The 15,960-nt window shown below is 57.6% G+C and carries 12 protein-coding genes; 7 read left to right on the plus strand and 5 right to left on the minus strand.

All coding sequences use genetic code 11. The features are described from left to right. On the plus strand, positions 1 to 451 hold a 451-nt coding region (locus tag KJ970_05980), incomplete at its 5' end, for an HNH endonuclease (GenBank protein ID MBU2690459.1). Here KJ970_05980 and KJ970_05985 read toward each other — a convergent pair. Beyond that, a complete protein-coding gene (locus KJ970_05985; protein MBU2690460.1) occupies positions 429 to 1,754 on the minus strand; it encodes a glycosyltransferase family 4 protein in 1,326 nt (441 codons plus the stop codon). The two genes, KJ970_05980 and KJ970_05985, sit on opposite strands and share 23 nt — an antisense overlap. 121 nt (positions 1,755 to 1,875) lie before the next feature. Between KJ970_05985 and KJ970_05990 the strand changes: the two genes are divergently transcribed. Beyond that, on the plus strand, positions 1,876 to 4,338 hold the full coding sequence (locus tag KJ970_05990) for a YfhO family protein (GenBank protein MBU2690461.1): 2,463 nt from the start codon (positions 1,876 to 1,878) through the stop codon (positions 4,336 to 4,338). Here KJ970_05990 and KJ970_05995 read toward each other — a convergent pair. The 4 genes from KJ970_05995 to KJ970_06010 are packed head-to-tail and all read right to left on the minus strand — an operon-like array spanning position 4,286 to position 8,635. Further along, a complete protein-coding gene (locus tag KJ970_05995) occupies positions 4,286 to 5,794 on the minus strand; it encodes a lipopolysaccharide biosynthesis protein (GenBank protein ID MBU2690462.1) in 1,509 nt (502 codons plus the stop codon). The two genes, KJ970_05990 and KJ970_05995, sit on opposite strands and share 53 nt — an antisense overlap. Then, positions 5,791 to 7,038, minus strand: coding sequence for a glycosyltransferase family 4 protein (locus tag KJ970_06000; GenBank protein ID MBU2690463.1), 1,248 nt, complete (start codon positions 7,036 to 7,038; stop codon positions 5,791 to 5,793). The genes KJ970_05995 and KJ970_06000 overlap by 4 nt, the downstream gene beginning before the upstream one ends. Next, on the minus strand, positions 7,038 to 8,168 hold the full coding sequence (gene wecB / locus KJ970_06005) for a UDP-N-acetylglucosamine 2-epimerase (non-hydrolyzing) (GenBank protein ID MBU2690464.1): 1,131 nt from the start codon (positions 8,166 to 8,168) through the stop codon (positions 7,038 to 7,040). The genes KJ970_06000 and wecB overlap by 1 nt, the downstream gene beginning before the upstream one ends. After that, positions 8,165 to 8,635 (minus strand): HIT domain-containing protein, encoded by a 471-nt coding sequence (locus KJ970_06010; protein ID MBU2690465.1) that lies wholly within the window; start codon positions 8,633 to 8,635, stop codon positions 8,165 to 8,167. The genes wecB and KJ970_06010 overlap by 4 nt, the downstream gene beginning before the upstream one ends. A 422-nt stretch (positions 8,636 to 9,057) precedes the next feature. Between KJ970_06010 and KJ970_06015 the strand changes: the two genes are divergently transcribed. From KJ970_06015 to KJ970_06035, 5 genes are read left to right on the plus strand one after another with little or no spacing between them, the layout of a single operon-like run. Next, the gene (locus KJ970_06015) at positions 9,058 to 12,237 is read left to right on the plus strand and encodes a tetratricopeptide repeat protein (protein MBU2690466.1); all 3,180 of its coding nucleotides are present in this window, start codon (positions 9,058 to 9,060) and stop codon (positions 12,235 to 12,237) included. Further along, positions 12,203 to 13,984: a hypothetical protein gene (locus tag KJ970_06020; GenBank protein MBU2690467.1), complete on the plus strand. Its 1,782-nt coding sequence runs from the start codon at positions 12,203 to 12,205 to the stop codon at positions 13,982 to 13,984. The genes KJ970_06015 and KJ970_06020 overlap by 35 nt, the downstream gene beginning before the upstream one ends. A 40-nt stretch (positions 13,985 to 14,024) precedes the next feature. Beyond that, positions 14,025 to 14,687, plus strand: a complete 663-nt coding sequence (locus KJ970_06025) for a MotA/TolQ/ExbB proton channel family protein (protein ID MBU2690468.1) — start codon at positions 14,025 to 14,027, stop codon at positions 14,685 to 14,687. Beyond that, on the plus strand, positions 14,684 to 15,091 hold the full coding sequence (locus tag KJ970_06030; GenBank protein ID MBU2690469.1) for a biopolymer transporter ExbD: 408 nt from the start codon (positions 14,684 to 14,686) through the stop codon (positions 15,089 to 15,091). Before KJ970_06025 ends, KJ970_06030 begins: the two co-directional genes overlap by 4 nt. 15 nt (positions 15,092 to 15,106) lie before the next feature. Further along, positions 15,107 to 15,958 carry a TonB family protein gene (locus KJ970_06035; protein MBU2690470.1) on the plus strand — a complete coding sequence of 284 codons (852 nt, stop codon included), beginning with the start codon at positions 15,107 to 15,109 and terminating at the stop codon, positions 15,956 to 15,958. The last annotated feature ends 2 nt before the right edge of the window (positions 15,959 to 15,960 follow it).

Genomic DNA, 15,960 nt, shown 5'->3' on the forward strand with positions numbered 1-15,960 from the left:
CTGGTTCAAGGCCCGCACGCTCACAGAAATAGAAGCGGGCCGCCCCCTTCAGCCCTGGGAGACCTTGCTCTATGTACTCCAGAGATTCTTCGAGGTTTGGGATGACGACCGGCTTGTCCGCGAAGCGACCGAATATAAGATTTTGGAACGTGACGGATGGCAATGCGCCGCGCCGGGATGTTCATCCCGCCGCAGCCTGGAAGTTCACCACATCATACCCCGCGCGCGGGGCGGGTCCGACGAACCCGACAATCTCATTACACTTTGCTCCGTGCATCACCGCGGCATTGTACATCAAATGAGAATGCGCTGCGAAGGCGATGCGCCGGGCGGAGTTATTTATACATTAGGATTGAGGATCTCAGCGGAGTGCGAAGAGCCGGCATACCGGGGAGATGTGCGGATGCGTCCGGCGGCGGACTTTGATCTCAATCATGACGGCCCGAAGTAACCGATTCCAATAATTGCGCCAGGCGTTTCGTCAAGGCTGCCCGGCTGTAGTTTTCAATCGCATCCTCGCGGCGATCGGTTTGCAGCATCCGGCCCTCGCGATGGGTTTTTAGGGCGTTCTGAAGAAGGGCTTTCATGCCCCGTTTATCTTGAGGATTCAGGACCCAGCCGGTGCCGGTCTCCTCGGTGATGCGAGCCGCCTCGCCGGGCGTGCCGATCGTCAAAATCGGGGGGCCGGCGGCGAGGTACTCGAAGATCTTGCCGGTGGCCAGACCCCTCACCTCGGGGCCCGCGCCGACGGGAAGCAGCAGGATCTGGCCGCGGCGGAGCCACCGCACGGCCTCGGCATGGGAGCAATAGCCCTCATCTTGTACAATAGACGATATGGGGGGACTCTGTAGAATGGATCGGGTCTCGGCGTCCAACCGTCCGATGAAAACCAATCGCAAATCCTCACGGCAGCGGGGGTCGCCGGCCAAGAGATCCCGCACGGCATCAAAAAAGAGATCCGGCCGGCGGTTGGCGAAGAGAGAGCCCGAATGAACAATGGTTAAGGCCCTTTCCTTTGGCGGTTCGATACCGGCGAAATCATCGGGATCAAAACCATTGGGAATCAGGGCGAAATCGGATTCATTCAGGCCCGAGTGGTCTTTGATGAACTCGTCGATCATTGCCGGTGAAACGACGATGTTCATCGAGGCGTCGCGAAGGCAGCGTCCCTCGAGTCGGCGGTCCCATGCGCGGACAAGACCGGGACGGTTCGGATAAAAGACGGCGCGGGTCCAGGGATCGCGGTAATCGGCGACCCAGGGCCGGCCGATTTTACGCGCCACGGCACGGCCGATGAGGTGATTTGTAAAAGGAGGACCGGTAGAGAAAACCACATCAAAGGGGTTGGCCCGGTGAATTTTCAACGCCGCTCGTACGGCGAAAGGATACCAACCGATCCGGGCGTCGGGGACAAAGAAGGTCGCCCGGATGCGGCTCATGATTCGGGCTTGAAGCGGCAGCCTATCCCAGCGGGCCACCGTTTCGACATCGGTCGCCGATCCCGACGACCGCCCGGTCAGGCGGCTGTAGAGGGTATGGGGTTCCAGGATCCTGACGCGATAGATCTCGGTTCCTTCCGGGATATCGGCGGCCAGTTTCTCGTCCCGGGCGGGAAAGGCCGAGTTTTCCGGAACGGTCAATACAACCGGCTGCCACCCATTCCGTGGAAGATATTTTACAAATTTCAGAGGGCGCTGAACGCCTGATCCACCCGAAGGGGGGAAGTAGTAGGCGATCATAAGAACCCGTTTCATCTGTATCCTCTTGAAGTTTTGCGGTAATTTCTCATTCTCAGGCTTAAAGCCTCCTGGCACCCCGCTCAAGGCTAACAGGCGCGGCGGGAGGAGGCCAGCGGGATCATGATTGGAGGTCAGAATGGCGGGGAAGGCAAACAAGACAAACAGGACAGGGGACCATTGGAGCGGACTGCGGCGGCATGGGCCATGGCTCCTGGCTTTGATTCTTGTTCCAATGATTTTTCACGCGGCGATGGTGTTGAAAAATTATGAACCGTTGGCGCCCGATACCCAGATGGCCCAACCTCTGGGGCAATGGGCCAAACAGGCCGAAGTAGAGCTCGGTACGATCCCGCTCTGGTGTCCCGCCATCTTCGCCGGCATGCCTTCCTATGGCTCCTTCATCTACACTCCGGCGGCTTGGCACCATCTCTTTGATCTCGTGATCAGCCCCTTTGCCGATTACCGCGGGATCCGGTATTTTCTCGCGATGCTGTTGGGCGGTTTCTCCTTATACATTTTCGGGATCCGGCTCGGCTTTTCACCGCCCGCCGCCGCCGCGGGATCACTGCTCTTCGTCCTCACACCCTATATGGCGGGTGTCATTCAGGCCGGCCACAGCACCAAGCTGCGAGCCCTCTATCACGTCCCCCTGCTCTTCCTTGCCGTCGAAGAGATGTTGCGCAAACCACGGATCCGGGCCGCCGCGCTCCTCGCCCTCGCCCTCGCTCTTCTCGGCTGGACGCGTCATCCCCAAATTGCCTATTACGCTCTATTGCTGGCCGCGCTCTACGCCATCGCCGGATTGATCTGGCTGCGACCGCCGGCCTGGGGGCGAAAGGGCTGGCTGTTCGGTCTGGGGATGGTTCTGCTCGCCGGAATGCTTGCCGGTGTGATGCTGCTGGATCCCATCACGAGTGTCCGGGAATACACTCCCTACTCAGAGCGCGGAACACCCGGCGCCTTCGCCACTGAAGAAGATGTCGCCGGCGGCACCTCCTGGGATTATGCGACGGCCTGGTCTTTCCATCCGAAAGAGCTGCCCTCCTTCCTTGTCCCGGAATGGTTTGGTCTGGAAGGGGCGACCTATTGGGGCGAGATGCCGTTCACGCAATCGACCCACTATTTCGGTCTGATGGCGATCGCCCTTTCTCTCTTGGCCCTGCTTTCTCTCCGCGATCGCCGGTTGTGGATCTGGGCGGGGTTGGCCCTCGTCGTGTTGATCATCGGTTTCGGGCGCATCGTGCCGGTGCTCTACCGGCCCCTGTTTCTCATTTTGCCGTTCTTTAACAAATTCCGTGTCCCATCCATGATCTATGCCTTTTTGCCGTTATTGGTTCTGCCGTTGGTCGGGGCCGGGCTTCGCCTGATTCAGGGCGAGGGCATCATGCCGCCCCGTGCGGAGAGACAGGAAAAGTCCAAAGGCAAAACGAAAGGCAAAGCTCCCAAGGACCGGTACCGGTGGATTCTCTTAACCACGGTGGCGCTCGGCATCCTCTTCATCCTTTGGTTGGCGGCGGGCCCCGGCATCACCGATTCGATGAAGGCTTCGAATCACGGTGGAGTGGGATGGTTTCAGAAGGTGGGTGATGCCCAGCGTTTCAATCCATCCGTCATTCCCGCATTGCAGAACCGGCGGGCCGAGATGTTTGTTGTTGGTGTCGGACGGTCACTTTTTCTGCTCACCCTGCTCGGCGCCATCCTGATTCTGCGCCGGCGGCGGCTTCTTCCCGGGTATTGGGCGGTCGTTCTATGCGGTGTCCTTCTTGTCGGTGATGTTTGGGTCGTTGGAAAACGGTTCCAGAAGCTCGAACCGAAAGCGACCTTCGAAAAAACAGTTCAGATCGACAGCGCCTTGCAATATCTTGTCGATGTCGATGAACTCTTCCGTTTTCTGCCGCTTGATGAATCAACCAGCAACCGCCATGCGGCTTTCGGGCTTCAGTCTCTCATGGGGTACCAGCCGGCGAAGTTGCGCGCCTATAAAGATGTGATGGAAGCGGGCGGTCTGCAGACACTGCCTGTCCTTGATATGCTGCAAACCCGCTTCTTTGTCTCCGGCACCGCTGCCGATGTTCCCGGTTTCAAGCTTGTCCACAATGGGTCGCGAAAGGTCTATGAACGGGAAATTGAGTTACCCAGGGTTTGGTTTGTGCAGAAGGTGGATGCGCTGCCCGATGCCCGGGCGGTATTGGATGGGATGATGCAACCCGGCTTCAAGCCCTTTGATACCGCGCTGATCCCGTTGGATTCGGAGCTGAAGTCGGGATCGCGGGCCGGTGGGTCGGCTACGCTCCGGGAGTGGAGCGAACACAAGCTTATCGTTGACGCGGAGGTGGAGACGGCCGGAGAGGGCCTGCTGGTCTACAGCGAGATCGCCTATCCGCCGGGCTGGAAGGCGGAGATCGATGGGATTGAGGCGCCGATCCATACGGTGAATCATATCCTACGGGCGGTCGAGGTGCCGCAGGGGCATCATGAAGTTATCATGACGGCGGTGGAAAAGAATCGAAGCCGGGCGCGGCAGCTTTCCAAGGCGGCGATGGGGGTTACTCTTCTTCTGCTCCTGGTTCCCGTTTTTTGGCGGCGCGGCTCCGCCTAAGGCGCCCAACGAGACGGCGGCGCTCGCCGGGAGTCAGCACGCCGAGGGTCATCACGCCGATCGGGAAGATCAGCAGCAGCGCCGCCTTAACAACGAATTGGGAGAGGACATATCCGGGAGCCGGAGAGAGCCACCGGCCTGCAATGTATAACCCAAGGGTAAGCAGGATCAGCTTGCCGACGCGCCACCATTCATAAGGAATTGGATAGTGGCGTTGCGACGCTTGAAGGACCAATCCCGCCATCACCGTATATGAAATGAGAGTCGCCACGGCCGCCCCGATCATTCCATAGTGGGGGATCAGGATCAGATTGAGGATGAGATTCAGGGAGGCCGCGATGAGAAAAGAGCTGGCCAGCCGGCGGCTCTTACCCAAGATGTTTAATCCGACCTGGAAGTTTCTGTAAAAACCGTAAATGACATACGAAAGAATCAAAAAAGGCGCCACAAGGGCGGCGCTCGCGTATTCCGGCGGAGAAACGAGGTCAATAATCTCAGGCGCCAGAAGCCCCAATCCCAAACCCGCCCATAGGAGCAACCCCGCCATATAGGTAAAGATTTTGGCGAAAAGCCGTTGGGCCTCTTCTTCGGTCTCCTCCCGCGCGATGCTGAACATTGTCGGTGTCCATACCAACGTGAAAGGCCAGATAATCCCGACATTCAAGGCGATGCCCAGTTTCCCCCCAAGAGCGTAAAGACCGGTTTCAGAAACAAGACCCTTGCCCGAGAGAATGAGCTTATCGGTTGACAGCAGGGCAAAGGCGCCGAGATTCACCAGGACAAAGGGGAGGCCGTAATTCAGGAACTCGACAAGGTAGCTGGGGATGAATTTCCCTCTCAGTTCAGGCAGCAGTATGAAAATGGCGACAATGAGGGCGGCGGCGTTGGCGATGGCTTCACCGACCAAAACACCCCAGATACCCTGTTTTTGTACAAGGACAAAAAAGAGAACAAGGGCGAGACTCAAGAGGGTCCTGCCAAGACTGAAAAAAGCGTACAGAACGGGACGTTCCCGCAATCGCAGGTATGTATTGGCCATCGTCGAGAGGACACGAAGACCCAACGAGAGGGCCACCAGTTGTACGTAACGGGTATAAATAGTCGATGTGAGAAAGAGCTTGGCCATCGGGGAAGCGAGACTTGCGAGTAAACCGCTTGCCAGGAGGGTCGCCGCGAGAAGACCGGCGGAGATGGTCACCACCGTATTTTTCCGCTCTTCATCGGTCTTAGCCAGGCCGTACCATCGCATAAAGGCGGCCATAAAACCGAGATCGGCCGTCATCTGCCCCATCTGATGCATGACAAAGAGAACCTGCAATCGCCCGAAATCTTCGGTGATCAGCACGGCCGTATAGATCGGTATCATGAGGAAGCCGGCGGCGCGCCCGGCCATTTCGCCGACACCATAGACAGCGCCTTGTTGCGTCAGCTTCTTAAGGAGGTCGCGAAGTTTCATAGGACCGGCTCCCGCGGATTTCTTTTAAGAGCGATCTTTCTATAAAGTTGCAACAGCGGGTCAATCGTACGGCTCCAATGGTAGTGCTCCTGCACAGCCTTGCGGCCGCGTTCACCCATCTCCTTCCTGAGAGCCGGATCTTTCAATTTATGGATCGCCGACGCCATTGCTTCAGGGTGGGAGTGGGGTACAACCAGCCCGGCGCCGGTCTCTTTAACAATGCGCTCCAGGGGCCTGCAGTTGGTGACAATGACCGGCCGGCCGAGACACATATAATGGAAAAGTTTGTGCGGAATCGTTGAATCGGTGTGAGGCGTCTTGAGATGGGGTATGAGACCGACATGGGAAGCGGCGATATAGGAGGGGAAGGTTGTATAGGGCTGCCATCCCTCAAAACGGAGGTGATCCGCCACGCTGAGGTTCTCCGCCAATCTCTCGAGCGCGGCCCGGTTGCGGCCGGTGCCCACCAATGTCATCTCAAGGTGCACCTTGGAAGTCTCCTCCCCGTGAACGGCCAAGGCCATCGCCTTCACCGCCGTATCGAGACCGCGATGCTCGTCGAATCCGCCGGTATAAAGAATGCGGTACCGATCGGCGGGCATCCGGCTTATGAGTTCAGCATCAAGACTGAACTTTAAAAATGTCTCCAGATCGACGGTGTTGGGCACAACCGATATTCTTTCATTGGGAACCGCGAGTGACATGATCCGATCCCGCGCTTCCTCGATAACGACGACGATATGATCGGCGGAATGGACCATCCTCTTTTCAAAACGCTCCCAGGCGGAAGGCCAAATCAATAATCGGCCCAGAAAACTCCGGGCATATCCATAGGTTCGCAAGGCCGCCGGATAATTCTCATGCAGATCGAGTATCAAGGGGATGCCATGCGCGCGCGCCGCCTGCCATCCGACAGCCGCCAGCGGCAAATCGTGAATGTGCAAGGCTTCTATTCTGTGCTGCTTTAAAAACGACGCCAGACGCCTCCGAAACCATGCGGTGTAGAGCGGAAGAGTAAGGGATAGGGCGCCGGCCTTATTGTGAAAGGTCTTTGACATACTGTACCGGTGAACCTCAATTCCGTCCACCCGCTCCCGCTTTGGCTGACCGGCCCAATCGACACAAAAGAGATGAACCTCTTGTCCATCCTCGACGAGTGAGCGGCCTTCTTGCGCGACGCGGGGATCGGGGGGGAAGGGATGGTCCAACAGCATGCCAATGCGGATCGGAGACCCCGCGCTCATCAATTCCCGCCCGAGCCGGCCAGGCTCTCTTCCAATACTTTAACAATGCGTGGAGCGGTTTTCCCGTCCCATAAGGGGGGATCCTCGGCCTGTGGGGGATAGGGCTGTTTCAGGATCTCCCGAACCGCGGGGAGGATTTTACGGGGATCCTCCCCCAGCAACCGATTGGTCCCCATGGAGATCGTGATGGGGCGTTCCGTGTTGGGACGGAAGGTGAGACAGGGAACCCGCAGATGCGTTGTCTCTTCCTGGATTCCGCCGGAGTCGGTGAGAGCGAGACGAGCATGACGCTGCAACGCCATGAAATCCAAATATCCCAGAGGCTGCAGAAGTCGAAATCCGGGAAGGCTCTCAATCCTCTGCTCCCACCCGGCATCGATTATTCGGGACCGCGTGCGCGGGTGCACCGGAAAGACGACGGGAATCTCTGCGGCCACGGCCGCCAGAGCCTCCAGAATTCCATCCAGCCGGTCAGGCTCGTCGACATTGGAGGGACGATGCAATGTTACTAATGTATAAGATCCTGCATCAAGACCGAGTTGCTTTAAAATTTGCGCAGTGTCGGTTAAGGGAAGAAAACGAACCAGCGTATCGATCATGATATTCCCGACAAAATAGATCCGGCTTTTCGCGATGCCCTCCTTCAAGAGGTTGTCCTCAGCCTCCATCGAAGGAATGAACAGCCAGTCACTCAACTGATCGGTGACGATTCGATTGATTTCCTCAGGCATTGTCCTGTCATAACTGCGGAGACCCGCCTCGACATGCGCCACTGGAATGCGCAGCTTTGACGCCACCAATGCCCCGGCCACGGTGGAATTCACATCACCGACCAGAACAACGGCCGCCGGCTTCTCTTCCAGCAGAACGGTCTCAAAGCTCTCCATGATCCGGGCTGTTTGTTGGGCGTGCGAGCCGCTGCCGATACCGAGGGAGCGGTCAGGTTCCGGGAGATGCAGCTCGTCGAAGAAGAGCTGGCTCATTTCACGATCGTAATGTTGTCCTGTATGAACCAGATAGGGTTCTAGAAGGGTCGAGCCCTTCATCGCGTTCACCAGGGGGCCGACCTTCATAAAATTCGGCCGGGCGCCGGCGACAAGAACGATTTTCAGTGGCTTTGTCGGCGTCATGAGGAGGGCCACCCATCCTGCTTCAGGGCTTCATCGAGACGGGAGTAGGTTGTTTCCAGGGCTTCCACCGGCGTCTGCCGGTGGGAGTTTTGATACGATCGCTCGAGATCCCCATCCCGCCGGGGAACAAGATGAATGTGAACGTGTCCCTCGACTCCGGCGCCGGCGCAGCGTCCCACATTAATACCGCCATGGATGAGGGAACATCCATAGGCCCTAATCAGGGCTTTTTCTCCACGGGCTGCAAAGGAAAGCAACTCCTCGAGCTCTTCCGGTCCCAATGATCCCAAGGAGGCGGCATGCCGGTAGGGGATCGCCATGATATGGCCGGCGGTATAGGGGTAAGTATTGAGGATCAGAAAGACAGACTTTCCTTTACGTAGGATGTAGGTTGGATCCTGGGATGCTTCAAGAAGCCGGCAGAACAGACAGCCGCTGTGGCTCTTGTTCTCAAGAATGTATGGCATGCGCCATGGTGTCCAAAGGGGCGCCCATGCCATTGTTGATACCTGGGTTGAAAGTGTCTCCATGGAGTGGCAGTTTATCAGTCCCCATCGGGTGCGTCCACTCCGGCCTGGGAAGAGCATGACGTTTCAACGGTTGAAGGATTTTCCGTCCCGCTTCCGGCGCAGGCCGTGGAATTTGGATGGGTCATCATCGAATCCTGGTTGTACTGGAGATCTCCGTTGGGCGTGCTAAGCTCAACGAAGTGATGTCACCGCGAATCAGCCGAACCGGGAACCCAAGGACAGAATCGCGGTAGGTGAGTGTGGGCCCGGAAGGAAAGGTCTCAACGCCCCGTTGATCAACCTGACCGATCGTTCCCTATGCCGCGTTCCCTTGGCGACAAGGATCATCCGGCATTATCGGTCCATCCATGGAAGGAAAGATGCACCGAAGGTTTCCTGCCAATCTCTCGGCGACCTTTCTTATGGCCGTCCTCTGTTTGGCAGCCAATATTTTGGCCTATTGGCCTCTGCCGGGGGCGGCGAAAAGTAACTATTCTGCTAATTTCTCAGAGAATGAACTCTACCAGCTACCCGTTCCGCCGCAGCTATTCAATCCGCCTGATCTGAATGATTTCACGGCTCCGACGCCCAACACCCTCACGGGGGTGGCCGGTCTCACCCTCCTGGAATCGGATGCGCTTCCCCCGGCGCCGGGTTTCCTATCCCCAACGTGGGGATGGGATCTTTCTCTGCGAAGAGAGCAGGAACTCTATCCGACATTGTCCCTCCTTTTCGACGGGGAGGCCGAATCGGAACGCCTGCCTTTCTCCCGGGGTGAACATTTTCTGCGGGCCGAGACAGCGCTGCATCTGGAAAACTGGGAAAAGGCGGCCGAACTTTTTAGAGAGTTCATTCAACACTATCCCTCGGACACCCTTATCATGACGGCCGAAATCTGCCGGGCCGAGGCTCTCTTCCGCAGCCAAGAGCCGGTTGCGGCGGCGGAAGGATTCGAGCGGGTTTTTCGACAGGCGGAGGATGCGCGTCTCCGCTGGATTGCGGGACGCAGTCTGGCTTGGATTCAAAGAATGGAGGGGGACACGACAGCGGCACGGACCGTTCTTGAGTTCTTATTGACGTCAGATTCACCAGCTTCGTTGGCGGACCCCTCTATGGCCCCGATGATGGAGGACGCGATCCGGTTGGATTTGGGGGAGTTGGAGCTTGCCGGGAACCGCCCGGAAGAGGCGTGCCGCGTATTGGAGCCGTGGAGCCGGGACGCGGCCATCTCAGCGCCTTCCGCCAGAGATCCCAGGGGATTTTACATTTTAGGAATTGCTTCCCTTTCGCTGGAAGATTGGCCCCAAGCGATGTCGGCTTTTAACGCCCTGCTCCGAACGCAGGCGCCGCCGCCTTCTGTTTGGATCGCCAAGGGACATGCGGTATTGGGGTGGCTGCATCTTCGTGAGGGCGATTTGGATCAGGCCAAGCTTCATTATGAATCAGCAGCGTTGATTCCCGCTGAAGGAGAGGCACGGGACATTTATGGAATGGCCTTGGCAATGTATAGGCAGGGTGATCTTTCCGGCGCGCTGCAGCTCTTAAATGGAAACGAAGCGCCTCTCCCGGAAGATCTGCAATGGTCCTGGTCATACACACGAGGTTTTATATACTTTCAGCTTGGACAATACCAAGACGTTTTCAGCGCCCTCGATCTCTCGCTTCAAAGGCATCATCCCGATTCCCTGCAACTCCAGGCGCTCTTGCTGCTTGGTGATGCCCGGCGGCGTTTGGATCAGAATCAGGAGGCCCTGGCATCCTACCGTCAAGCGGCCCTTCTCGTGAAAGACCCCCCTGAGGATCTGCTCTGGCGATGGGCGGTGACCGCCCTGGATCTTCAAAGATGGGGTGAGGGAACCCGGGTCTTGGGCGATCTCCAAAAACGTTTCCCCGGATCATCCCGCCAGCCGGAGGCCGCCTTCTGGAAAGCGGAGGCTTACTATAGGCTGGGGCGCTTTCAGGAGGCCGAAGATTCGTATGGGATGGCACTGCGAACGGGGTTTAACAAAGCGGCTGCACAATATGGGCTGGGGTGGTGCGCCTATGTCAAAGGACGCTTCCGGGAGGCGGCGGATTATTTTGGCGCGGCGATCGCCGCCGGTCTTGCCTCTCCGCAATCGGTGGATGCGGCCATCCGGCGGGGTCACTCCCTGTCAAATCTGAGGGAATGGGATGCCGCCTGGGATTCCTATGAAGCGGCGGCGCGGATGGGAGCAGGAACTCCCATGGAGGACGAAGCCCGCTTCCGCCAGGGACGCCTCCTGCTGCGCCGGGATCGGCCGGCCGAGGCCGCCCGCTTGTGGGAGGGTCTAGCGGCCTCCTCCGACCAGCGGACCATCGCCGCGCTTTCGGCCTATTGGGCCGGCGCCGCCTGGTTTGCCGCGAGTCAGTTCGGCGACGCTGAGAGAATGTTTCGCGACGCTTCACAACGGATCGTGCTGAGCGATTCACTCCGCACGGCGGCCGATCTCGGCGCAGCCGATGCCTTGTACAATGGTGGAAACCAAGATCAAGCCCTTGATGATTACAGAAGCCTGCTCCAAAAAGACAAGGCGCCAATCGCCATCCGAGCCGCGGCGGCTGACGGTGTGTATAACATTCTTGTGCTCCGTAAGAAATGGGATGAAGCCGCCCGTTTCATTGACGATGTTTTGCAGACTTTTCCGGAGCTTTCGCGCCTGGGTGAACGTCATCTGCGGATCGCCGACGGCTATCTGGAGGAGGGGATGCTCGAAAAGGCGGCCTCGGCATACAAGGCCCTCCTGGCCAGGGATGATCTTATCCCGGCCCTGCAAGCGCGGAGCCATATCGGCAGCGCTCGGACTCAGGAACGATTGGGACATGGTTCGCAGGCGGCCTACCATTGGGAGGCGGCGGGGCGTCTCAGCGATCCGGCCCACCGGGGAAAACTCTGGCTGGATGCAGCTGGCTTGTACTTAAAGGCCGGGCAGCCCCGCGAGGTTGTCCGCCTGCTGGAAGAGCTGAGGGGCTTGGAAATTCCGGTTGCGGATCGTTGGCGGGTTTCTTTCCTCCTGGCTCAGGCTTATGAAGGGTTAGAGAGACTCGAGCCGGCGGTTACGGCCTGGCAGGAGACCGTCGACACCGCCCCGACGGATACGGTGCGGATCCAATCTCTGGCCCGGATCGGGTATCTGCAATTCCAGTTAAAGAATTGGCCGGAATCAATAGCGGCTTATCAACGCGCCGACTCCGCCGGCGCCCTGGCCAAGCCCTTTCGATCTCTCTATTGGATCGGAGAATCTTTCTTTCAGATGGAGCGATGGGATGAAGCCCAGGAGGTTCTCAGCCGCTTCTTGAAGAATCCGCCCGAAGAAGCTCTTTGGGAAGCCATGGCTCGCCTGCGACGAGCGGATGCGCTGGAGAAGCTGGAGCGGTGGGATGCGGCCTTGGAGGAATATGATCGTGTTTTAACATTGAATGTCGGTGACGCCATACGGGAAGAGGCGGGTATCCGCCGCCGCCAGGTCCAAACCTGGTCCGGCGCTCCAAAAAATGAGAAGAGAGATGTCAAAGACGGATCACAAAATGACTCGCCATAAGAGTGGATGCGAAACGAAGCCATTGGGGTGTCTGCGAAAAGCGACGGCCGGTTGCGGATGGGTTTCGCTCGCCTTCATCTGCCTTTTGCTGACTCTTTTCCCGCAGATCTCATTGGGCCAGACTCCCGACGTTTCACAAAATGACTCATTGGATACGGCGATTCCCAATCCGCAAGAGCGTCTTCCCTTTGAGTTGCCGGAGGTTGTCGTTCGCGGAGAAGACCTTTCACTCATTGTCGGTGGCCGGCATCTCGAGGCGGACCAGCCCTCACTGGAACTCTCGCCTTTAGGGCGGCCGCAGATTTCTAATCCGCCGCATCCGGTTCTAAACTGGCTTCGCCAGCGGCCGTTTCAACTCCACCCGTCCGTCCCGGCCGCGGCATCAAGGCCCCGGTCATTTTTAGAATGCCGCGGGGGACCGCTGCCCGATGCCGGTCTCCGTTTCATAACGGCCGGCGGGAAAGACACCGCCTGGCGTTTGGATGCCCGTGGGGAATGGGCGGAGGATCCGGTGCCTGATACAAATCGGCGCGCCCTCTCGGTCAAATACCAAGCGGCGCGCGGGTTTTGGCCGCAGGATCGGTGGAGTTTGCGGGGTGAATTTTCCGCCCGCCGGTCCGATTGGGATTTGCCGGCGCTTCATGTTAAAGGTCCGCAGAGATTCACCGGTACGCGATTCGGATACGACCGGTTCGGGCATCATTCAGGATTGGCTCTTCAGTTTGAGGGCGCCGGCTTTGAATCCATGAATAATATGGAGGCATCCCATTGGGCTTCAACCGAGCTTCGCTGGGATTACAGCCTAAAATCTTCACACCCGGAACTCCGCCGGCCGGAATTTTCATTATGGGGCAAAGGCATCTGGTCGGAACAATCGGGGAGGAACGAAGTTTATCCCGCTTCGGCGCTTTTTGAAGATCCAAACCATTCCTGGGCCCCTTGGCGGAGCTTGGGGGAGGCTCAGGCCGGAACCTGGATCGCTGAATCGGCGGATCTTGATCTCTGGTTGGGAGTCCAAGGACTTTGGGATCAGGAGCGGGTCTTCCTCTCCCCACATATCCTCGCGCGGTGGAGTTTGAGACCGCATCGGATGATCCTCTGGTCGGAGGTTGTTTCCCGTGTTCAACTCGACCCCTGGTGGGAGGAAAGTCTGAATCGTGATTATGCTGTCCAAGACCTGCACCGTGAATCGACTTTGGAATTGCCGGCCTTCAAAATCGGCGGAGATTGGGAATCTGCGGGTTGGCGGTTGCGCGCGGAAGCGGCTCTCCGGCGGTTGCGATCGCCCAGAACTTGGATTGAGGATGAGATCAGCGGTTTCTATCTTCCCGTCACAACGCAAGGCCGTTGGATTGGAGATGGCCGTGTTGTTTGGAGCTCACCGGCGGGCAAGCGGCATAGCTTCGAGCTTGCCGCCGGATTCTTCCATGATGGAGCTGGGGACGGGGATATCAATAGCGAGGTGATAACCTTTCAGCCTCCCTTGTGGGTTAAACTGACGGCGACATCAGGATGGGGTCCCTATACCGCCGGACTGACTGTGGAGGGATGGGGCGAGACGCCGCAGGATAACGAGGAATCTTTGCCGGAATGGATGACAGCGACCTTGGAGCTCGGTCGTTTCATGGGATCTATTGGGCGGTTTTGGTTTCGTGTGAATAATATAATGAATGATCCAGCGAAACGATGGACCTTCGTCGATGGATCCCAAAGATCCTATCATTTGGGTTGGGATTTATACTTTTAATCGAAGTTTGGTTCACACTAAAAAGCGGGAGACCTGAATTATGGAATTGATTCTCAAGGGCGGGGTCCTCATGATCCCTATTCTCCTCTGTTCCATTGTCGCTCTGGCTATCATCTTGGAACGACTCATCCGCTATCACCGGGTTCGGAAGGAGAATGAACTCTTCATCCAGAAGATTCGCGGTCGAATTTACCCGGAGAGATTGGGTGAGGCGATTCGGATTTGTGAAGAGGATCCATCTCCGCTCGCCGCCATTTTTCACGAAGGATTGAAGCACCTGAATCTGGGTGAGAAACGGACACGAGAGGCGATTACCGATGCCGGAGAGAGAGAGGCGCGTTTCCTGGAAAGGAATATCGGCGGATTGGCAACCATTGCCGGTGGAGCACCCCTCCTTGGATTCCTGGGTACCGTTCTAGGAATGATAAAGGCCTTTCGCCAGATCCAGGAACTCGGCGGCAATGTCAATGCCAGTGTCCTGGCCGGCGGGATTTGGGTGGCCTTGTTGACGACAGCCGCCGGTCTCGCCGTCGCCGTGCCCACCTTCTTCGCGCATAACTACCTGGTCTCAAAGGTTCGGACTCTCATCATTGATATGGAAGAACGTTCCCGGGATCTTGTATTCCTCCTCATAACCGGAGGTCAAAGGGAGGACAAGCCGGTGAACCGCGATAAAAGCTCTGTTGCGGGAGATTCGCTATGAAATTCCAGACAGAAAATCGGTTTCTGACCGGGATGGAATCAACCGCCATGGCGGATATCATCTTCCTTCTGCTGATCTTCTTTCTGCTCTCTTCCTCGTTTATTCTTCAAACCGGAATCAAGATCACGCTGCCGGAGGTCACACAACCGGAGATGGAAGAACGCCAGCAAATCGTCGTCACGGTGACACGCGATGATCAGCTCTTTGTCAATGAGCGAAAGATCACCTGGTCGAATCTGCGGACCGAGATGGAGCAGGCTCTTTCGGAGAGCTCCTCACGCACGGTCATCGTGAAGGGTGATGCGGAGGTTTCCCTCGGACGCACCGTTGAAATCATGGATGTGGCGCGTGAACTGGGCGCCGAGCGGTTGGCTATCGCGGCAAGCCCCAAGACAAAGAGCTAGGCATCGGAGGTCGTGATGGAATGCCTCATCGATGAAAGCCGGTACAAACCGGACCGGCGACGGAAAACGCCCTGGCTTCCGATCGCCGGCTCCATCCTGCTCCATACCGCGATTCTTTGGTGGCTAACCGGCACACTTGAAGCCGGATTACCGCAAATTCAGACACCTTTCGTCGTGGATCTTGTGAAAGAAAGCGCCGGTGAGAAAACTGATGTGCAATCAGGGCAGGGACGGACAGATCCCAGAGTGGGAGAAGGCGAGGAGCCGCTTCCCCCTCAGGAAGTGCAACCCATTCCGCAAGAAGATAGATCGGCGTCCACGGTTTCACCCGTTGCTGAAGCAGCGGCCCCGCAAGAACTCTCCGGAGAGGAAATGATTTTGCCCGCACCGGATGAAGTCTCTCCGGAACGGAATGAAGATATTCTCAATGCGCTTCAGAAAGAGCTTCTTTCCAGAAGCTCGCCCGCCTTGGAACTGCCCCAGGGCCGGACCAGCACGCCCAGCGGCGGTGGTGAAGGGGTGCCGGGCGCGTTGGGCAGTTCAGCGGGAATCACGGGTCCCCTGGGACAACGTACCCTACGTCATCTCGAATTGCCTGAGTATCCGGCCTGGGCCCGGCGTCAAGGGATCGAAGCTTCTATTCGTTTTCGTTTTTGGGTTTCTCCTGAAGGTGATGTGATTCGTATTGAGACAATTCACCGATCTGGTTACCCTGAATTGGAATCATTGGGGAGAGAGGCCTTGCTTCATTGGCTCTTCGCACCGCTTCCCCAAGGTGAATTCCAAGAAGAGTGGGGCGAGGTGCCTATCCTTTGGCGATTGACCGGGACGGGCGATGCTGGTGTTGCCACTCAGGAGGAACCATAGTA

This window comes from Candidatus Eisenbacteria bacterium, assembly GCA_018831195.1.
Taxonomy (GTDB): domain Bacteria; phylum Eisenbacteria; class RBG-16-71-46; order CAIMUX01; family JAHJDP01; genus JAHJDP01.